Here is a 19,957-nt window from a genome sequence, read left to right as displayed (position 1 = left end):
CTGACCCCGAATTGGCAGGAAGTGCTCTAGTAAACCTGACCCTTAGAGGATTGCGGCAGTTCTGCGCCGTCTCGGAAGCTCTTGAGCAGGTTGGACGTGGCATTGACCAGGAGGCCAACATCGCTGCCGATTCCGACAAACGTTGCGCCCAGCTCGACATAGCGACGTGCGAGCGTCTGATCGGCGGTCAGAATACCGGCGGCCTTGCCGAAAGACTGGATCCGCACGAGCGCGTCGGTAACGGCTTTCTGAACCTCTTCGGCGCCGGGCTTTCCAAGAAAACCCATATCGGCGGCAAGATCGGCCGGACCAATGAAGACGCCGTCGACGCCGTCAGTCGAGGCGATCGCATCGATATTGGCAAGGCCCGCCCGGCTTTCGATCTGCAACAACAGGCAGACCTCGTCATTGGCGGTTTGCAGGTAATCGGGAATGCGGTTGAAGGCGGATGCGCGCGCCAGCGAAGCGCCGACACCGCGGATGCCGTGCGGCGGATAGCGCACGGCCCGTACCAAGGCTTCGGCCTGCTCTTTCGATTCCACCATCGGCACAAGAATTGTCTGGGCACCGATATCGAGAATCTGTTTGATCAGCCAGGCTTCGCCGATCGGTGGGCGCACGATTGCATGGGTAGGATGCGGCGCCATCGCCTGCAGCTGCGCGACGAGCGTCGGAATGTCGTTGGGCGCATGTTCGGCATCGAGCAAAACCCAGTCATAGCCCGCGCCAGCGCAGATTTCGGCAGTGAAAGGGCTCGTCAAGGCAGCCCAGAGACCGATCTGGGTGCGGCCTTCGGCGAGCGCTGCCTTGAAGTTGTTCCTGGGCGCGGGCATGGTCAATCCTACTTGAAATGGCAGCTGATGGTGCCGTAAGGGCCGAAATCGCCGGTGATCGTGTCGCCATGGCGCGCTTCGATCGGCCGGATGAAGGAGCCGGCAAGCACGATCTGGCCGGCCTCGATCCCGTCGCCATACTGGGCGAGACGATTGGCAAGCCAGGCGATGCCGCGGGCCGGATGGTTGAGCACGCCGGCGCCCAGACCGGTTTCCTCGACCTCGGCGTTGCGCGAGACGATCGCACCCATCCAGCGCATGTCGACGCTATCGGGACGCATCTGGCGGCCACCGATGACGATGCCGGCATTGGCGGCATTGTCTGAAATCGTATCGACGATCGTGCGCGTCTTCTTCGTTTCAGGATCGACACGCAGGATGCGGGTGTCGAGGATCTCGAGTGCCGGCGTCACATAATCGGTGGCATTGAGCACGTCGAACAGGGTAACGCCCGGACCCTTGAGCGGCGACTTCATGACGAAGGCGATTTCGGCCTCGATGCGTGGCTGGATGAAGCGATCGGGAGCGATCACTGCGCCGTCTTCGAACGCCATGTCATCGAGCAGAACACCGGAATCGGGAATGTCGATGTTGAGCGCATATTGCATCGCTTTCGACGTGAGCCCGATTTTCCAGCCGATGACGCGCCGACCGGACGCGATCTTCTGGCGCACCCAGGCGGCCTGAACGGCATAGGCATCGTCCATGGTCATGTCCGGATGCCTGAGCGACAGGAGCCCGGTCTGTGTCCGGCTCCTCTCCGCCTGTTCCAGCGCGTCGGCGGCGGCAGCGATCTGGTTCTGTGTCAGCATGGGTCAGCCCTCGTCGGCGATCGTGTTGCGCAGAAGACCGATACCATCGGCCTCGACTTCAACGACATCGCCCGGTTTCAGCCAGATCGGCGGATCGAACCGCGCACCTGCGCCGGTCGGCGTACCGGTGACGATCACATCGCCGGGCACGAGCGTCGTGAAGGTCGATATATAGTTGATGATCTTGCGGAAGGAAAAGATCATCCGGCTGGTGCGGTCCTGCTGGCGCACTTCGCCATTGACGCGGGTGGTGAGTTCGATGTCGGCGATCTGGCTTTCATCGGTATAGGGCACCAGCCAGGGGCCGATCGAGCCGGTCCGGTCGAAATTCTTGCCCTGGGTGACGTTGAATTTCGCGTGCCGCACCCAGTCGCGGATCGTGCCTTCGTTGCAGAGCGAGAGGGCTGCGATGTGATCGAGCGCATCGGCTTCGGCAATGCGGCGACCGCCCTTGCCGATGACGATGACGATCTCGCCCTCGTAATCGAGCTGCGGACTTTCCGGCGGCCGGATCAGCGGCTGGTCGTGGCCGGTGAAGGAGCGCGGAAAGCGGATGAACAGCGACGGATTGGAAGGTGCCGCCTGGCCGTCCTTGTATTCCTCGTTGCGATCGGGAAAATTCACCCCGACGCAGATGAGCTTTTCGGGCTGCGGAATGGGGATTTCGAAGCGGAAGCTTCCTGGCGCGAGATCCGGCGCAAGGTCGGCGCCTTCCTCTGCCAGTTTCGCGAGCGCACCGGCTTCGATGACTTCGCGCAAGGTCGGCCATTCCGGATGGCGGGACGAGAGATCCACCAGGCCATCATCCTTCAGGAGGCCATAGCCATGGCCCGATGCGGTGGAGTAGGTGACAAATCTGGCGGTCATTTCGGTTCCTTGCTCATGCTGGGCGGATGCAGGCGGATCAGGTCCGCCTGCTCGTTTTCTGAAATGTCTGGCGTCGGATCAGGGCGCGATGATCGGTTGCGCTTTGAGATCGGATTCCCGGACATCGGCGCCGGCAAACAGGCTGCCTTCCTCGAACCAGGAGCGCGGGGCAGGCGCCCCCCACAGCGTCTGGCGCTGCGGATCCTTGAGGTCCCACTTGATCGGTTCGAGATCGGGATCGACCGTCTGGTAATCCGAGCAGTAGATCTCGATACGATGGCCATCGGGATCGCGGACATAAAGGAAGAAGGCGTTCGAGATGCCGTGGCGGCCGGGGCCGCGTTCGATGTTCGGCAGCCAGCCGGTGGTCGACATCAGATCGAGCAGGTCGATGATGTTGAGCGGCGTCGGCACCCAGAAGGCGGTGTGGTGCAGGCGCGGACCGCGGCCATTGGTAAAGGCGATGTCATGCACACCGCCCTTGCGGTGGGTCCAGGCTGCCCAGAGACGACCGGTTTCCTCGTCGGCGGTATATTCCGTCACCCGGAAGCCGATTTCGTTATAGAAGGCCACGCTTTCATCGACATTCGGCGAGAAGCAGTTGAAATGGTCAATGCGGAGCGGCTTCACACCCTTGTAGAGCGCGTATTTCTGATGGATCGGCGGCAGACGGTCCATCTTCGAATAGAATTCGAGCGGCGTGCCGTGCGGGTCGCGGGTGCGGAACGTGCGGGCCTGATAGGGCCTCTCGACCCATTCGACACCGAGGCCCTTGGCGTCGAAGAATTTCGCCGCCTTGTCGAGTTCGTCCTCGTCATAGACCTTGAAGCCGAGGTCGCGGGCTTCGGCCTTGTCGGACTTGCGCAGCACGATGCAGTGATGACCGCGTTCCTCCATGGCGCGCAGATAGATCGCGTCGGAGGTTTCGTCGGTCACCTGCAGGCCGAGCGTATCGACATAGAAGGCGCGCGACTTGGCAAGATCGGTGACGCCGAACTCGACATGGCTCAGGCGCACGATGTTGAAGGGCGGGTAGAGATTGGGGGTCGGCAGAGCCATGGGTTCCTCCTCGGGTAAGATCAGCCGCCAAGCTTCTGGATGGCGTGGGCGGTGTTTGCGAAAGCGATGTTCTTGGTTTCCATATAGAAATCGAACGACCAGTCGCCGCCGTCGCGGCCGATGCCCGAATTCTTGACGCCGCCGAACGGGGTCGGCAGATGGCGCACATTTTCCGAATTCACCCAGATCATGCCGGCTTCGAGCGCATCGGTGAAGCGGAAGGCGCGGGTGACATCATTGGTCCAGAGATAGCCAGTGAGGCCATATTCGACCTCATTGGCGAGGGCGAGCGCCTCAGCCTCGTCCTTGAAGGGGATGGCGGTGAGAACCGGTCCGAAAATCTCCTCCTGGGCGATGCGCATCTGGTTGTTGGCGTTCGTGAAGAGGGTGGGCGACACGTAGCAGCCACCGCCGGGGCCATCGAACTTCTCGCCGCCGGCAGCGACGGTTGCGCCTTCGCTCTTGCCGATGCCGATATATTCGAGAACCTTCTTCTCATGAACCGGATGGATGAGCGGGCCGATAACTGTTGCCGGATCGAGCGGATGGCCGACCTTGATGCGCTTGGCCTTCTCGGCCACCATGGCGGTGAACTTGTCGTAGATGCTTTCCTCGACCAGCAGGCGCGAGGACGAGGTGCAGCGCTCGCCGTTGAGTGAGTAGATCATGAAGACGGCAGCATCGGCGGCGCGCTCGAGATCTGCGTCGGCAAAGACGACGACCGGGTTCTTGCCGCCCAGTTCGAAATGCACGCGCTTCAGCGTATCGGCACCCTGCTTCATGATCATCGAACCGGTACGACTTTCGCCGACGAAGCCGATCGCCTTGATGTCGCGATGTTCGGTCAGCGCCCGGCCGGCATCTTCGCCGAAGCCGTTGACGAGGTTCCAGACGCCCTTGGGCAGACCGGCCTCTTCGGCGATCTCGACCAGCAGGCGGGCGGTCAGTGGCGAAAATTCGGCCGGCTTGTGGACCACCGTGCAGCCGGCGGCGAGGGCTGGGGCGATCTTCCAGGTCGACAGCATGAAGGGCGTGTTCCAGGGCGTGATGACACCGACCGGGCCGATCGGAACCCGGGTCGTCATGTTGATCTGTCCGGGGCCGCGCAGAGCCTTGCCATCACGGGCTTCGGGTGCCCGGTCGGCAAAGAAGCGGAAGTTTTCCGCACCGCGCAGGGCCGCTTTGGCCATGAATTTCAGCGACTGTCCGGTATCCATGCATTCGACGAAGGCGATTTCTTCGGCACGCGCGACGATCGCATCGGCAATCTTGTGCAGGAGCTTCTTGCGGGCGGTACCGTCCATGGCGGCCCAGGCCGGAAACGCGGCCTTTGCCGCTTTCGCTGCGCGATCGATATCGGCAGCCTTGCCGCGTGCGATCCTGGCGAGCGGCTTCAGGTCAACCGGGGAAATGGTTTCGAACGTCGTCCCGTCTTCAGCCGGGACATCGTCTCCGCCGATGCGGTTGAGCACGGTGTCGCCGAATTTGGCGAGATAGGTCCGGGCCTTTTCAATATTTTCTTCGAGTTGCGACATGTCGTCTCCATCGGTCAGTCAGGCGCCCGAGGTCAGGCTTCGGGCAAAAAGGGTAGTCGGATGTGAAAGGTCAGGCGCCCTGGGCGCGCAGCCGCGGGTGGATGGCGTTCTTCTTCCAGCTCAGCACGGGGTCGATCTCGCGGATCTCGAGTGTCAACGCGAAATGCGGCGTGGCAAATTGCGGCTTGAGGAAGTCGGTAACGGCGGCAAAGATCGCATCGCCCGTGCGTTTGCGATCCTCTTCGCTGCGACCCTTGCCGACACGGAAGGACATATCGATGAAGCCGTTCTCTGCCAGCAGGTCTGCCACCGCATAGGCCTCGCAGCGAATGGCGCGCACCCGCACGGCGCCGAGTTCGAACAGGCCGGTGTCGAGAATCACCTTGTGCACCAGACGGCACAGATCCGCAAAGTCCACCGCGCCATCGAGATTGGCGGAATATTCCATCGTGAAGTGGGGCATGGATCCTCCCGATCCGTTCTTATATTTAACATGTTAATAAAACGGCTGCGAATGTCAAGCCCTTTCGGCCGGTGATGCGAAGGTTGTCCCAATTGCAAAAGGCCGGGAAATGAAGGATAGAACCCGGCATGACCGACGCTCCGAAAAACAAACTCGCCCAGGATGCCTTTCTGCCACGCAACACGCGGCGTTCTTTGCCGATCGCACTGTTGCGTGCCCGTGAAGCTGTGATGAGCCATTTTCGGCCGATGCTGAGCGCGCATGACATTACCGAACAGCAGTGGCGGGTCATTCGTCTTCTCGCCGAGCAGGAGACGGTCGATGCTTCCGAGATGGCCGACAAGGCCTTCATCCTGGCGCCCAGCCTCACGCGCATTATCCGTTCGCTCGAAGAACGCGGCATCATTGCCAAGCTCAAGGACGAGAATGACGGTCGCCGCGTCCTGCTGAAGATCACGCCTGCGGGCATGGCAATCATCAACGAGGTCGCACCGGAGAGCCGCCTCATCTACGATCGCCTCGAGAAGCAGTTTGGTCGCGAGAAGATCGATTTGCTGCTCGATCTTCTCGACGAGGTTTCGACCTTCAACGAGGGCGCCTGACCTCCGCTCAGCACAGGGCCTCACACAGGCTTTCGGCCTCGATCACGAAACGTTCGTTACGTTCGATGCCGCCTTGCTCATGCATGCGCGTGATGATCCAGCCGACATAGGTCAGGGCCCTGAGCGCGAGGAAGAGATCGAGATTGGCAAGATCGAGCGACCGGACGCTGGCATAGCCTTCGATGAGAGCCGCCCTGAGATCGGCATAATCCGGCTCGGCCCTGTTCTTCAGCAACACCGTCGCCACATCGAACGCGCGAAAACCGAAGCCACCGTCATCGAAATCAATCAGCGCAATCCTGCCGCCGTCGAGAAGAACGTTTTCGCGAACCAGATCGGCGTGGATCAATCCGTAATCGAGAGAGGGCGCCAAATCCGTCAACCGGTCGCGGGCCTGGTTCCGAAAGCGAACGAAGAGGGCACGCGTCGCATCCGAGAGCGAGGGATTGTCCCAGAAACGGTCCCATAGCGGAGCCTCGCCCAGCAGTCCCTCGAGATCCCAGTGGCAACGCTTGAAACCGTCCGGGCGCTGCCAGCTGTCGCACGCCGCATGCAGGCGCGCCATGGTTTCGCCGATAGCGAAAACCGTACCGCATCGGTCGGCCAGTTCGAGCGGCTGCCGGCTCTTGCCCAGCGGTTTGCCGGGCAGCCAGCTGACCATGTCGACATGATAGGCGTCGATCTTTTCGAGCAGGCGTCCGGCGCGTGATGGAAGCGGGCGCGGCACTCGCAGCCCCGCCCGTTCCATCGCCTGCAACCAGTTCAGTTCGGAAACAAGCTCGGCTTCATCGCGATAGCCGGGCCGCTTGATCCTGAGCGCGAAATCGCCCGCCTTTGTCGTTACCCGAAAAACCTGGTTTTCCCGGCCGGCGACGAAGGAGCAGGGCGCGCCTTCGAGACCCCATGCGCAAAGCGATGCATCCACCGGCAGGGTCATGCCGCCTCCAGCGTTTCAGCGATCACCGCATCGAGCGTGGTCATCAGGAGATCGAGATGCTCCTCGGCAAAGGGCATCGGTGGCCGGATCTTCAGGGTATTCTTGTGGCGACCGAGCTTCGACAGAATGATGCCGCGCTCGCGCATCCGGTTGACGACCCTGTCCGTGAAGGCGACCGCCGGTTCCTTTGTTTCCCGGTCGAGGACGAATTCGGCGCCGAACACCATGCCGGACTGGCGGACATCGCCAATTATTTCGTACTTTCCGGCAAGCTGGCTCAGACGCTCACGGGCCAGTTTGCCCATCCTTGCGGCGTGGGCCTGCAGGTTCTTCTCCTGCAGTTCCTCGAGCACGGCCATGGCTGCGGCCGTACTGACGGGATTGCCACCGAACGTGTTGAAGTACCGGAAGGATTTTCGGAAGCGGGTCATGATTTCGGTGCTGGTGACCAGCCCCGCAACCGGATGGCCATTGCCCATCGGCTTGCCCATGGTGACGATGTCGGGAACCACGCCCTGCTTCTGGTGGGCCCAGAAACGGCTGCCTGAGCGGCCGAAACCGGACTGGACCTCATCGCAGATCAGCAGGCCTCCAGCGCGCCGGACAGCTTCGGCGGCCGGTTTCAGCCAGCCCTCTGCCTGCGTCGGGAAGCCCTCGTTGAGAAAGAGGGGGCAGACGATCAGTGCTGCAAAGCCGATGCCGCGCTGTTCGAGATCGTCGATCGCTTCCTGCACCTTTGCGGCAAAGCGCTGCCCGTCAGGATCGGCGATGCGGTAGCTGTCCGGCGCTTCGACATGGCTGAGATACTGGCCCAGACCGAAGCCCACTTCCGGCACATTGCTCTTCGACAGATGGCTGACCAGCGTCGTGTTGCCGTGATAGGTGGCGTCGGTGGCGATGATGCCGCGCTTGCCGGTCATGGCTTCGGCCATCCGCAGCGCGATATCATTCGCCTCAGAGCCGGTACAGGTCAGGATTGCCGTCTTCAGGGGTTCCTCGAAGGTTGCCGTCAGGCGCTCGACATAGTCGAGAATACCCTCATGCAGGTAACGCGTGTGGGTATTGAGCGTCGAGGCCTGACTGCAGATGGCCTCCACAACGCGCGGATTACAATGGCCGACATGTGGCACATTGTTGTAGCAGTCGAGATATTTGCGCCCGTCGGCATCCCAGAGCCACACACCTTCTCCCCGCACGATATGCACGGGGTCGTCGTAGAAGGTTGACATGTTGGGGCCGAGAAGACGTTGGCGACGGGCAAGAAGCGCGGTCTTGTCGCTCACCTCATTTCCCTCCGGCGGCGGTAAGCCCGGCGTCGAGTGCAGAAACGATCCGCGATACATCATCGGCGGTGATGACGAGCGGCGGCGAGATGATGACGTTGTAACCCGAGGTGCGGATCATGACGCCCTCGGCATAGGCCGTGTCGAAGACTTTCTGGACCGTATCCTTGGCGGCGCCTGCCTTGGTCTTGCGGTCGGAGACGAGTTCGAGCGCGCACATCAGACCGCGACCACGGACATCGCCGACGAGTTCGTGCTTGGCCTTCAGGTCTTCAAGGCCGGCAAGAAGCTCGGCGCCACGGGCTGCGGCATTGGCGGCCACGTTAAGCCGGTTCGTTTCCTTGAGCGTTGCGAGGGCTGCGGCAGCACCAACCGGATGGCCGGAATAGGTGTAGCCATGGCCGATCGAGCCGACCGCACCCTTCGATCCTTCGAACACGGCGGCGACCTTTTCGGCGATCATTACGGCACCGAACGGGAAATAGCCGTTGGTGATGGCTTTCGCCGTACACATCAGGTCCGGCTTCACACCCCAGCCGCGCGATCCGGTCCAGGCGCCGGTACGGCCAAAGGCGGTGATCACTTCGTCGGCGATCAGCAGAATGCCGTGGCGATCGCAGATCGCGCGCATCAGCGGCATGAATGTCTCATGTGGAACGATGACGCCACCCGACCCCAGAACCGGCTCCATGATCATGGCCGCGATCGTATCGGCGCCCTGGAAGGCGATCTCGTCCTCGAACTGGCGGGCGATTGCCTGGGCGATTTCCGCCGGATCAGTGGTGTTGAAGGGGTTGCGGTAGCTGTAGGGAGCGGCGAGATGGAACACGCCCGGCAGCAGCGGCTCGTAGTTGCGGCGGAAATTCGCATTGCCATTGACGGAGGCGCCGCCGAAATGGGTGCCGTGATAGCCCTTCTTGAGCGCCACGAACTTGGTGCGCTCCGGCTGGCCGTTGATCTTGTGATACTGGCGGGCAAGCCGAAGGGCAGTCTCGACCGAATCGGAACCGCCCGACGTGAAGAAGGCACGCGTCAGGCCATCCGTCTTGAACCATTCGGCCAGTTCATAGGAAAGCTCGATCGCCGTGTCGGTCGAGGTGCCGCGGAAGGTCGAATAATAGGGCAGCGCATCGAGCTGGTCGCGGATGGCCTGCTTCACCGGCTCGCAGGAATAGCCGAGATTGACGTTCCACAGGCCGCCGACCGCATCGAGCAGCGTCTTGCCTTCGACATCGGTGACTTCGACGCCCTTGGCCGCCTGGACGATATGGGGTGGATTGGCTTGCATCTCGGCAGGATGCGCCATCGGGTGCCACATGTGGCGGGCATTGTTCTCGATCAGGAAATTGGTCTCACGCATGGGGGTTCCTCATAGTTTCGGTTGTTTCAGAGTCCGAGCATCGCTAGTGCGCGGTGGTAGCCTTCGGCAGGGCGGGTGACGTCGAAATGCACATGCGGCAAATGGACGGCGACGGCGCCCTCGATGTTCTTTTTCTGGTCGTCGACGAAGACGCAGTTCTCGCGGTCGAGCCCGAGTTCGGCGAGCACCAGCTCATAGGCGCGCGGATCGGGCTTGAGGATCTGTGTGTAGGTCGCATCGACGATGACATCGAAGAGATCGATCAGCGGAAAGCGCTTGCGGAACTCGACGCCATAGAACAGGTCGAGTTCGTTCGACAGGATGGCGAGTCTCACCCCCGCCGCCTTGGTCTTGAGGATCGCGTCACGCGCTTCTGGCCGCAGCACCAGCTCCGGCTCGGCGCCACGGGCGCGCTGGACGAAGGTCTTCATGTCGGTCCAGGTCTCGCCGAGCTGTTCGCCGACTTCGCGGGTGCGGGTCATCCAGTAATCGCGTTCGGTAATCTCGCGGTTCTGCATGCTGACCCAGAGCGGATCGGTCGACGGATCGAACGGACCGCGCCAGGTCAGGCTTCCCGGCGGAAGGCTCAGGGCACGTTCGGTCACATCGTGGGTTTCGAAGAGGGTCCGGGTAACGACGCCGCCGAAATCGAGAATCAGCGCCTTTTTAGAATTGTCGTTGCTCATGGGCGTCCTTTCGCAACCAGTCCCTGATCCACCCAGGCATCGAGAATCTCGAGTGCCTTGGCAGCAAATTCGGGTGCATTGATATGGGCGTCGATTTCCTCATAGCGTGCCTTGGCCGGCACGGCCTGACGCATGGCGTCGACGAAGGCGTCGAGCGCCTCGGGCTCATAGAGCGGCTCACCCTCCTGGTCCCATTCCTGGATGCCCCGGACGGGCAGGATGAAGGCGACGGGCGAATGAGCCGCTGCCAGTTTCTCGCCGATGACGCGGGCAATCTCGCGACGTCCATTCGGATCGGTGGTGACCGAAGCGATCAGGCGGTTATGGGCATGGAAGGGCCGTTCGGCGAAACGGTCGGGCAGGGGGCGCCAGGCCTGCAGATCCACCATATCGACTGCACCCGGTGCCACGATCTGCGGAATACCGAAGCGACCGGCATTTTCCATCCGGTCCGGGCCGGAGGTGACGACAGTGCCGTTATGGTGGTTGGAGATTTCCTGAATGCAGAAATCGAAGACGGCGGCAAAGCCCTTCTGCGCCGCGATGGCCTCGAAGGCGCGGCCGCCCATGCCGGTTGCATGGAAGACCGCCACGTCATAGCCGCGGCGTTCCAGCTCGGGCCGGAGATATTTCATGTATTTGAGGCAGGAAGAGCCGAGCGAAGTCATGCCGATCAGCGGCCGGTCGCCCTTCGGGCGCGTGCCATGCTTGGCCGCACCCACGACAGCGCCACAGGCCTGCGACAGAACCGAACTGCAGATATCGTTGAGCCCGTAGAGACCGCCGGCCCAGAGGATCATCATCAGGTCGGGCGCGATCCGCTCGGGCGGCAAAAGATGCGAATAGGCGATCGTGGAGACCACGAATTTCGGGACGCCGAGCGGTAAAACAGCGGCGACATCGAGCGCCAGATCGGTGCCCATGGAGCCGCCAAGCGCGATCATCCCGTCCATCAGCCCTTCGTCATGAAGCGTACGTATGAGGTTGCAGGCGCCCTTCGCCATCAGCGCCATGGATGTATTTTCGTCGCCGCTGCCGATGATGTCCTCTATGGTTGTTTCGGCCGCAAAGGCGATGTCATGCTTGGAATATTCCGGTACGTAGGGCGGATCGCCCAGCACGCTGACATCGACCATGATGGCTTCGCCGCCGGCTTCCGAAATCTTGCCAGCCATGAAGTTCAGTTCGTCGCTCTTCGTGTCACCCGTACCGATGACCAAAATTCTGGGCCTTTGCGCCGTTTGGCTCATCCCGATTTTCTCCCTTCTTGCAGCGCAGCCGGTTCCTTGCGGTCAGCGCCGAAAAATGCTTGTGAAATCCGTCTGGCGGCCGCTGCGGCTGCCTCCCCATGCTTGCGAATGGTATCGGGATCGGTGCGCGCCAGGGGGGCTGCGACGGTAACGCAGCCGATCGGTCGGGCGCCCGGTGCAGCGATTGCCGCCGAAGTGCTGAACACGCCGATTTCCATGCCCTGGCGATTGACGGAATAGCCATCGCGCCGCGTCTGCTCGACCGCCTTGCGGAAAGAGGCTGCGTCGCGGGTCGTGTGGTCGGTGTAGGCAGTAAGGGGCAAAGCAAGTGCTGCTTCGACATCCTTGTCGGGACAGGCGGCGATGAAAGCGAGGCCTGAAGCCGTGGCATGAAATGGCAACAGGGTGCCGATGGCGATGAAGACGCGATGGGCCTTGGTCGAATCCTCGACATGGACGGTCGAAAGGCGCCCGCCGGAATATTCCGACAGATGAACCGTTTCGCCGCTTTCCTCCATCAATTGCCGTACAAAGGGCAGGGCGGTCTTGAGAAACGGATAGCGGGCTTCGCGAATGCGTCCGAGCCTGACGGGTGCTGAACCCAATCGGTACTTTCGACTGTCTGCGACCTGCTCGACGAAGCCATGCTTCTCAAGCTCGACCAGGAATCGCCTGGTCGTCGCCTTGTCCAGCCCACAGGCGGTCGCGACCTCGGTGAGGCCGGCATCCTTCTCCATGAGCGACAGCGTGTCCAGCAATGTCAGCGCCTTACTGATCGTTCCCATTTTTTCCTCGTCTGCCGGGTTTTGACGCCCGGCTCTGGTGGTTGCCCACCTGTCAAGTGCGCTTCTGGCGGCGCCTAGATACTTAACATGCGAAATAACTTGACAGGTGATATGGCATTTTGCAAGTCTATATTTGAAGCGAAGGTTCAATATTTGAACCGTAGCGAACTGCACTGCCAAGAACAACAACAAAATCGGCAGCAGGTTCTAACTGGAGGATCGTCGTTTTCGGGCGACGGTTAAGATCGCAACGCCAAAGGGGAGCTTAAGCGATATGAGCAATTCAGGCACACAAGCCAGCGGTGACAACCAGCTGCGCAAAAACAGTCTCGGCGTCAGCGCCGTTACCTTTCTGGTGGTTTCTGCCGCCGCGCCTTTGACAGCGGTCGCTGGCGGCGTACCGCTGGCCATGCTGCTCGGCAATGGCGTGGGCATTCCGCTGACCTTCCTTCTGGTCACCGTTATCCTGATCCTGTTTGCCGTCGGCTATGTCGCCATGGCGCGGCATATCCGCAATGCGGGCGCCTTCTACGCCTATACCGCCCAGGGACTGGGTGGCATGATGGGTGGCGCTGCTGCCATGATCGCCATTCTGGCCTATAATGCCATGCAGATTGGCGTCTTCGGCCTGTTCGGCGCGGCCACATCCGGACTTTTCGCCGGCTGGGGACTGGAAATGCCCTGGTGGGTCTGGACCTATATCGGCATTGCCATCGTTGCAGTGTTCGGCTACCGCCGGGTTGATCTCTCGGCGAAGGTTCTGACGATCCTCGTCATTCTCGAATATCTCGTCGTGCTCGTCATCGATGCGGCAATCGTTACAACCGGTGGCGATAGCGGACTTTCGATGGCGCCGTTCACGCCTACAGCCTTCATGAGCGGCGTGCCGGCAATCGGTATCCTGTTCTGCTTTGCCGCTTTCATCGGCTTTGAAGCCACCACGATCTACAGCGAAGAGGCTCGCGAACCGCACAAGACCGTGCCGCGCGCCACCTATATCTCGGTGCTCATCATCGGCCTCTTCTACATGCTCACCTCCTGGCTGATGGTCAACGGTGCCGGTGTCGACAAGCTGGTGCCCGAACTGCAGGGCCTGCAGGACCCCACCACCTTCCTGTTCATCCTGGCGGATCGCTATGTCGGTCACGGCATCGGCACCATCATGGGCATCCTGCTGGTCACCAGCCTGTTCGCCGGCGTGCTGGCCTTTCACAATGGCGTCGCCCGCTACATTTATGTTGCCGGCCGCGAAGGCTTGCTGCCGAGAAGTGTTGGAGTCACGCATCCGAAATATCAGAGCCCGCATGTCGGCTCCGTCATCCAGACCGTGATTGCCATTCTGGTAGTGGCCCTGTTTGCTGTGACCGGGCAGGATCCGGTGCTGGCACTGTTCTCCTGGCTCACCAATGTCGGTACGCTCGCAATCATCCTGCTGATGGCATTCACCGCTTTTGCGATCCTGATGTTCTTCAGCCGCAACCCAGGCCTTGAGAAGAATGCGATCGTGACCAAGGTTCTGCCGGTCATCACCGGTGTCATCCTGCTTGCGCTCGTCTACAAGATTGCAGTGGATTTTGGCGCGATTGCCGGTGCGAATGGCGTCCTCGCGATCGTCCTGCCGGGGCTGGTGGTCATCGCTGGCGTCATAGGACTGGCTTTGGCGGCGCGTCTGAAGGCTGCCGATCCGGCCGCCTTTGCAAGACTGGGCGCCGGCCAGGACAACTGATAGCAACGACTTCGGATGGCGGGTCTTGTGCCCGCCATCGCACCAATTGAGGAACGACGAGATGCAGGACAAGATCGACCAACTCCGCCAACTGCCGGTGGAAACGCAATCGCTGTTCATCGGCGGACGCTGGACGCCAGCCGCAAGCGGCGCCACCATGGAGGTGATCTCGCCGCTCGACGGGCGACGGCTCACGACCATTGCAGATGCGGGTGCCGACGATGTCGATCTCGCCGTCAAGGCCGCGCGATCGGCCTTCGACAAGGGCATCTGGTCCAGGGCTGCGCCGGCAGAACGCAAGAAGGTGTTGCTCAGGATCGCCGATCTGATCGAGAAACATGCGCTCGAACTCGCCGTGCTGGGCGTGCGTGACAACGGCACCGAAATTTCCATGGCGCTGAAAGCCGAACCCGCAAGTGCGGCGGGCACCTTCCGCTACTATGCCGAAGCGATCGACAAGATCTATGGCGAGATTGCGCCCACGGCCGGCAATGTGCTCGGTCTGGTGCATCGCGAACCGGTGGGTGTCGTCGCCGCCATCGTGCCTTGGAACTTCCCGATGATGATCGGCGCCTGGAAGATCGCGCCGGCGCTCGCGGCCGGCAATTCGGTGGTGCTCAAGCCCGCCGAGGGAGCCTCACTCACGCTCCTCAGGCTTGCAGCCATTTGTGCCGAGGCGGGCCTGCCGGAAGGTGTTCTCAATGTCGTCACGGGCCGCGGCGCGGTGACCGGTGAGGCGCTGGGCCTGCATATGGATATCGATGTGCTGGCCTTTACCGGTTCGGGTCCGGTCGGGCGGCGCCTGCTCGAATATTCGGCCCGATCCAATCTCAAGCGGGTCTATCTCGAACTCGGCGGCAAATCGCCCAACATCGTCTTTGCCGATGCGCCGGATCTCGATCAGGCCGCCAAGGTCTCGGCCTATGGTATCTTCCGCAATTCCGGACAGGTTTGCGTTGCCGGTTCGCGCCTGCTGGTCGAGCGCTCCATCCTTGCCGAATTCTCCGAAAAGGTAGCGGCGATCGCCCAGTCGATGAAGCTCGGTGATCCGCTCGATCTCAAGACCGAAGCCGGCGCCGTTTCGAGCGAGATCCAGCTACTGAAGGATTTGGGCTATGCCGAACAGGCTCTCGGCGAAGGCGCGCGCCTCAGGGCCGGCGGCCAGCGCATCTTCGCCGAAACCGGTGGTTACTTCATGCAGCCTACCGTTTTCGAGGTCGAACCGACGATGACGCTCGCAAGGGAAGAGGTGTTTGGCCCGATTCTCGCGATCATCCCCTTCGATGGCGAGGAGGAGGCCCTGCGCATTGCCAATTCCACCGATTACGGTCTCGCCTCAGCCGTCTGGACTTCGAACCTGTCGCGGGCGCACCGCATGGTGCGTGGCATCAAGGCCGGCGTCGTCCATGTCAATACCTATGGCGGTAGCGACAACACGGTGCCGCTCGGCGGCGTCAAGCAATCCGGCAATGGCCATGACAAGTCGCTGCATGCGCTCGACAAGTATGTCGATCTGAAGACCGCCTGGATCCAGCTCTGACGCGATCATACATCCTCCTGATCAAAGGCCCTTTCCGGATGGAGAGGGCCTTTTGCGTTGGTGCGAAAGAACCCGGTCTTGCCCAGTTGAAATATCAAGAAAATATGCCTTCAAGCTCCTGAAAATGCGATGTCTAATGCGTTAGGAAATGAAAAAGAGAGCCCTCTGGACTTCTGAATTTCAATCTGATATATCAGATGCATCAGATCAAACGCGGCTGGCGCTGCAAACGCAGGAGATGACAATGACGGCAAATGTATTCAGCGGCTGCATGCCCGCACTCATGACCCCTTGCAACCCGGACCGCACGCCGAATTTCGACCTCCTGGTCCGCAAGGGCAAGGAACTGATTTCTGCCGGTATGTCCGCCGTCGTCTATTGCGGCTCGATGGGCGACTGGCCGTTGCTCACCGACGAAGAACGCCAGGAAGGCGTGCGCCGTCTCGTCGAAGCCGGCGTTCCCGTCGTCGTCGGCACCGGTGCGATCAACACCAAGTCGGCCGTCAGCCATGCCGCCCATGCTGCAAAGGTGGGCGCCAAGGGCCTGATGGTCATCCCGCGCGTGCTGTCGCGTGGAACCTCCGTCTCAGCCCAGCGCGATCATTTCTCGGCCATCCTGTCGGCTGCCAAGGATCTGCCGGCTGTCATCTACAACAGCCCCTACTATGGCTTTGCCACCCGCGCCGATCTGTTCTTCGATCTGCGTTCGAAATTCTCCAATCTGGTCGGTTTCAAGGAATTCGGCGGCAAGAAGGACATGACCTATGCGGCGGAAAACATCACCTCGGGTGATGATGCGCTGACGCTGATGGTCGGCGTCGATACCGGCGTCTATCACGGCTTCGTCAATTGCGGCGCAGGTGGTGCCATCACCGGCATCGGCAATGCGCTGCCGAAGGAAGTGCTGCATCTGGTATCGCTGTGCGAAAAGGCTGCCAAGGGCGATGCAGCGGCCCGTCGCGAAGCGCTCGAACTTGAAGAAGCGCTGATGGTTCTGTCGACCTATGACGAAGGTCCGGATCTCGTTCTGCACTACAAGCATCTGATGGTGCTGAATGGCGACACCGAATATACGCTGCATTTCAACGAGACCGACAAGCTCAGTGCCAGCCAGCAGCGCCATCTCGAAAACCAGTATGCCCTGTTCAAGGCCTGGTATGCGGCCCGCTACGCCTGAGCGATCGACTACTGAACTCTTGCATAAAATCACCCCGTCTCGGTTCGAGGCGGGGTTTTTCGTCTAATGCCCTACCGAATCCCGCGCTCAGCTAGTCTGTGGGATTGCGAAGTGAGTTGATTGCAATATCCCTTTGTGATCAACTGAGAGTAATCAACGGGGTGCAAGATAATGTGGACCGAAGTCTTCAGGGCGATCCTGGTCGCATGCGTCATGGGCGTTTTCGGAATTCTCGGATCCTATTGTCGCAAGATCTGGGAAAAGGACGAAACGGAACGTGCCCGATCGAAGGTCATGTTGCCGGGTCTCGCAGCGGCCTTCGTCGTGCCGCTGTTTCTGTCGGTCGGCGATAGCGGCATCTTCAAGGATGCGCTCGCTGGCGGCGTGGATTTCTGGCACAATCTCTTTGTCATCGCCGGTTTCTGCATCCTGGCCGGCGTCTCCGCCCCAACCTTTATCAATGCCCTGGCTCAGCGGGCCCTGCAAACCGCGGAGGAGGCGAAGGAAGAGGCCAAGGCCCGCAGCGAAATCGTCGAGAACAAGGTGGAAGCGGTTTCCGAGGTGATCGAGAACAGTCCGGAGGCTTCTCCGCCTGCCGAGACGCCCTTCGATGCCAGACTGTCGATGGAGACCATGGCGCCCGATCTCAAAAGCAGTTTTGCGCCATCCTCCGCCGAGGCGAAGCTTTTTGCCGCATTCAGTAGGTCCGGCTTTACAAAACGGACGATCGGCGGGCTGGCAAAGGATACGGAGCTCGACAGAACCAGCGTCAAGCTGGCCCTGTCGGAGCTTGTGAAACAGGCAATCGTCGAGGAAACCGTTTCGCAGAAAACCGGCAGTTCCCTCTACTCCCTGCGGGCGCGAGCAGGTTCTTAACCCCCGAAGCTGCCAACCTGCGTCGGCACGTTGACGTAGGAGCGATCGAAATAGAGCAGGGCATTGCCATCCTGCCGTGAGCGGATGCCGATCACCTGGCCGATGAAGATATGGTGGGTGCCGACAAGCCTGGCTTCCACCAGTCGGCAGTCGAACGACACCATCGCATCGGCAAGTGCCTCGCTGCCCGAGGGCATGTCCACCCAGTTGGCGGCGGCATACCGGGCGGCCATGTCGGCCTGCTTGCCGGCAAAATAGCCGGCCAGTTCCTGGTGATCATTTGCGAGCACATTGACGCAGAAGCGACGATTTTCGAGGAAAAGGCCGCATTGCGCCGATTTGCCGTTCATGCAGACGAGCAGCGTCGGCGGCTCGTCTGTGACACTGCACATGGCGGTGGCGGTAAAGCCGCCGCGCCCGGCGGGTCCGTTGGTGGTGATGACGTTGACCGGCGCGCAGACCCGCGCCATCGCATCGCGGAATTCGAGTTTCGAGACCGTCTCCTCCATGGTCCTTCTCCTCAGCCCTGACCGAGCGGCGGCAGCCAGGTATTGCCCGTCCAGCCGTTCTCGTCGTAATCGCTCATGCAGGTATCCACCAGCGCTTCCATTTCGCGCAAGCGGCCACCGCGTTCGGCACCCTTCAGAACCTGCAGGCGCACTTCTTCCGGCGCACCGGCATAGTTGAGTTCATAAAGCGCGTGGCGACCGCCGAATTCGGTGCCGGTCGCATCCCAGAGCAGCTTCATGATCTTGATGCGCTCGACATGGCCCATGTCGTTGGAGCCGCGCACATATTGCATCAGATAGCGGTCGATGTCCGGATTGGCGAAATCCTTGGCCGACGACGGCAGGTAGATCAGGCCCGATGCGACGGTGCGACGGACGATATCGATGACCTTCGGATAGGCTTCCGACATGAAGGTGCGGTAGCAGAGCGCGGCTTCGAGGTTCGGCAGTACGGCGCCATTGGCCCAGGGAATGGGGTTGTAGGCCATGGCGTTCGAGAAGGTCCAGAACTGGTGGCGAATGGCAATCACCTCACCCAGCATGGCCTGGTTGCCGCGGAAGGCATCGCCGCCGGTGGCGCGCAGCGCCTTGGCCAGAAGGCCGGCGATGAAATCGAGCTTCACGGCCAACCGGGTGCAGCCCTGGAAGCAATAGCCATGCATGAAGCCGGAGGCAGGATGGAAAGACAGGATCTTGGCCGCATCGCGCAGCACCAGAACGTCTTCCCAGGGAATGAAGACATTGTCGAGCACCAGGATGGCATCGTTCTCGTCAAAGCGCGACGACAGCGGATAGTCGAACGGCGTGCCGACCGTATTGGCCGTCTGCTCGTAGGAGACGCGGCAGAACATCTTGATGCCCGGCGCATTCATCGGCACGATGAACATGACCGAGAGCGAGGGATCTTCCGTTACTGTCGCCGAGCTCTGGGCGAGGAAGTTGTAATGCGTGAGCGCCGAGGAGGTGGCCACGACCTTGGCACCCGAGACATAGATGCCCGCGTCGGTTTCCTTGGTGATGTGGACGAAAACGTCCTTGACCTGGTCGGCAGGCTTGTGGCGGTCGATCGGCGGATTGACGATCGCATGGTTCATGAACAGAACCGATTCCTGCGCCCGCTTGTGCCAGGCCAGCGCATTGTCCTTGAAGGGACCATACCAGTCGGCGTTGGCGCCGAGCGTGTTCATCAGCGCGGCCTTGTAATCGGCCGTACGGCCCATCCAGCCATAGGACATGCGGGCCCAGTCGGCGATCGCGCCCTGCTGGGCAACCAGTTCTTCGGATGATTTGGCAACCCGGAAATATTTGTGGGTGTAGCCGCCGTTGCCGGTGTCGGTCGGCGAGGTCAGCCGGTCCTTGGTCTTCTCGTCATGCAGCGCATCATACATGCGGGCAATCGAGCGGGCCGAATTGCGCATCGACGGGTGCGTGGTGACATCCTCCACCCGCTCGCCGTTCACATAAACCTCGCGGCCATCGCGGAGGGAGGCGAGATATTCCTCGCCGGTGAAGGGGCGGGTCTTGTCGGCGCGGTAATCCTCGGGCAGCAGGCCGGGACGGCGATCCTGAATGTTCATGCAACTCCTCCTTTGACGTTGATCAAGATATTAGGACTTGAACTCGCCGCCCTCCATGCACAGAATGGCAAAATCACTTG

General features: G+C 61.1%; 19 protein-coding genes. 5 read left to right on the top strand and 14 right to left on the bottom strand.

Going from position 1 to position 19,957, the window contains the following annotated elements; all coding sequences use genetic code 11:
- Positions 1–26: 26 nt before the first annotated feature.
- The 6 genes from hpaI to Q4481_RS18345 form a co-directional block, all read right to left on the bottom strand.
- Positions 27–833, bottom strand: a complete 807-nt coding sequence (gene hpaI, locus Q4481_RS18370) for a 4-hydroxy-2-oxoheptanedioate aldolase (RefSeq protein ID WP_304377860.1) — start codon at positions 831–833, stop codon at positions 27–29.
- An 8-nt stretch (positions 834–841) separates the two neighbouring features.
- Positions 842–1,645 carry a 2-oxo-hept-4-ene-1,7-dioate hydratase gene (gene hpaH / locus Q4481_RS18365; RefSeq protein ID WP_304377859.1) on the bottom strand — a complete coding sequence of 268 codons (804 nt, stop codon included), beginning with the start codon at positions 1,643–1,645 and terminating at the stop codon, positions 842–844.
- Between the two features lie 3 nt (positions 1,646–1,648).
- Positions 1,649–2,512 carry a fumarylacetoacetate hydrolase family protein gene (locus Q4481_RS18360; RefSeq protein WP_304377858.1) on the bottom strand — a complete coding sequence of 288 codons (864 nt, stop codon included), beginning with the start codon at positions 2,510–2,512 and terminating at the stop codon, positions 1,649–1,651.
- A gap of 78 nt (positions 2,513–2,590) precedes the next feature.
- Positions 2,591–3,571 (bottom strand): 3,4-dihydroxyphenylacetate 2,3-dioxygenase, encoded by a 981-nt coding sequence (gene hpaD / locus Q4481_RS18355; protein WP_304377857.1) that lies wholly within the window; start codon positions 3,569–3,571, stop codon positions 2,591–2,593.
- 20 nt (positions 3,572–3,591) lie between these two features.
- Positions 3,592–5,106: a 5-carboxymethyl-2-hydroxymuconate semialdehyde dehydrogenase gene (gene hpaE, locus Q4481_RS18350; protein WP_304377856.1), complete on the bottom strand. Its 1,515-nt coding sequence runs from the start codon at positions 5,104–5,106 to the stop codon at positions 3,592–3,594.
- 70 nt (positions 5,107–5,176) lie between these two features.
- The gene (locus Q4481_RS18345) at positions 5,177–5,569 is read right to left on the bottom strand and encodes a 5-carboxymethyl-2-hydroxymuconate Delta-isomerase (protein ID WP_304377855.1); all 393 of its coding nucleotides are present in this window, start codon (positions 5,567–5,569) and stop codon (positions 5,177–5,179) included.
- A gap of 128 nt (positions 5,570–5,697) precedes the next feature.
- Here Q4481_RS18345 and hpaR point away from each other — a divergent pair, with 128 nt between their 5' ends.
- Positions 5,698–6,171, top strand: a complete 474-nt coding sequence (gene hpaR / locus Q4481_RS18340) for a homoprotocatechuate degradation operon regulator HpaR (protein ID WP_304377854.1) — start codon at positions 5,698–5,700, stop codon at positions 6,169–6,171.
- Between the two features lie 7 nt (positions 6,172–6,178).
- Here hpaR and Q4481_RS18335 read toward each other — a convergent pair whose 3' ends face one another.
- The 6 genes from Q4481_RS18335 to Q4481_RS18310 are packed head-to-tail and all read right to left on the bottom strand — an operon-like array spanning position 6,179 to position 12,472.
- A complete protein-coding gene (locus Q4481_RS18335) occupies positions 6,179–7,108 on the bottom strand; it encodes a homoserine kinase (protein ID WP_304377853.1) in 930 nt (309 codons plus the stop codon).
- Positions 7,105–8,391, bottom strand: a complete 1,287-nt coding sequence (locus Q4481_RS18330) for an aspartate aminotransferase family protein (RefSeq protein WP_377353653.1) — start codon at positions 8,389–8,391, stop codon at positions 7,105–7,107. Before Q4481_RS18330 ends, Q4481_RS18335 begins: the two co-directional genes overlap by 4 nt.
- A gap of 1 nt (position 8,392) precedes the next feature.
- Positions 8,393–9,751 carry an aspartate aminotransferase family protein gene (locus Q4481_RS18325; RefSeq protein ID WP_304377852.1) on the bottom strand — a complete coding sequence of 453 codons (1,359 nt, stop codon included), beginning with the start codon at positions 9,749–9,751 and terminating at the stop codon, positions 8,393–8,395.
- A gap of 26 nt (positions 9,752–9,777) precedes the next feature.
- Positions 9,778–10,437 carry an HAD family hydrolase gene (locus tag Q4481_RS18320; protein ID WP_304377851.1) on the bottom strand — a complete coding sequence of 220 codons (660 nt, stop codon included), beginning with the start codon at positions 10,435–10,437 and terminating at the stop codon, positions 9,778–9,780.
- Complete coding sequence (locus tag Q4481_RS18315) at positions 10,434–11,687, bottom strand: Tm-1-like ATP-binding domain-containing protein (protein WP_304377850.1); 1,254 nt, start codon at positions 11,685–11,687, stop codon at positions 10,434–10,436. The genes Q4481_RS18320 and Q4481_RS18315 overlap by 4 nt, the downstream gene beginning before the upstream one ends.
- Positions 11,684–12,472: an IclR family transcriptional regulator gene (locus Q4481_RS18310; protein ID WP_304377849.1), complete on the bottom strand. Its 789-nt coding sequence runs from the start codon at positions 12,470–12,472 to the stop codon at positions 11,684–11,686. Before Q4481_RS18310 ends, Q4481_RS18315 begins: the two co-directional genes overlap by 4 nt.
- A 274-nt stretch (positions 12,473–12,746) precedes the next feature.
- On the opposite strand from Q4481_RS18310, the gene Q4481_RS18305 reads away from it, so the two are divergent.
- From Q4481_RS18305 to Q4481_RS18290, 4 genes are all read left to right on the top strand, one after another.
- Positions 12,747–14,198, top strand: a complete 1,452-nt coding sequence (locus Q4481_RS18305) for an APC family permease (protein WP_304377848.1) — start codon at positions 12,747–12,749, stop codon at positions 14,196–14,198.
- Between the two features lie 61 nt (positions 14,199–14,259).
- A complete protein-coding gene (locus Q4481_RS18300) occupies positions 14,260–15,738 on the top strand; it encodes an aldehyde dehydrogenase (protein WP_304377847.1) in 1,479 nt (492 codons plus the stop codon).
- A gap of 244 nt (positions 15,739–15,982) precedes the next feature.
- Positions 15,983–16,915: a dihydrodipicolinate synthase family protein gene (locus tag Q4481_RS18295; RefSeq protein WP_304377846.1), complete on the top strand. Its 933-nt coding sequence runs from the start codon at positions 15,983–15,985 to the stop codon at positions 16,913–16,915.
- 171 nt (positions 16,916–17,086) lie between these two features.
- Positions 17,087–17,791: a YEATS-associated helix-containing protein gene (locus Q4481_RS18290; protein ID WP_304377845.1), complete on the top strand. Its 705-nt coding sequence runs from the start codon at positions 17,087–17,089 to the stop codon at positions 17,789–17,791.
- On the opposite strand, the gene Q4481_RS18285 is transcribed toward Q4481_RS18290, so the two are convergent.
- Both Q4481_RS18285 and Q4481_RS18280 read right to left on the bottom strand, forming a co-directional pair.
- Positions 17,788–18,300: a flavin reductase gene (locus Q4481_RS18285; RefSeq protein WP_304377844.1), complete on the bottom strand. Its 513-nt coding sequence runs from the start codon at positions 18,298–18,300 to the stop codon at positions 17,788–17,790. The genes Q4481_RS18290 and Q4481_RS18285 overlap by 4 nt on opposite strands.
- An 11-nt stretch (positions 18,301–18,311) precedes the next feature.
- Positions 18,312–19,850, bottom strand: a complete 1,539-nt coding sequence (locus Q4481_RS18280) for a 4-hydroxyphenylacetate 3-hydroxylase N-terminal domain-containing protein (protein ID WP_304377962.1) — start codon at positions 19,848–19,850, stop codon at positions 18,312–18,314.
- Positions 19,851–19,957: the final 107 nt, after the last annotated feature.

This window comes from Fluviirhizobium alvei, from assembly GCF_030551875.1.
GTDB classification, from domain to species: domain Bacteria; phylum Pseudomonadota; class Alphaproteobacteria; order Rhizobiales; family Rhizobiaceae; genus Rhizobium_E; species Rhizobium_E alvei.
Note: the sequence above shows the minus strand (reverse complement) of the source record. Positions and strands in the feature narration are given on the sequence as shown.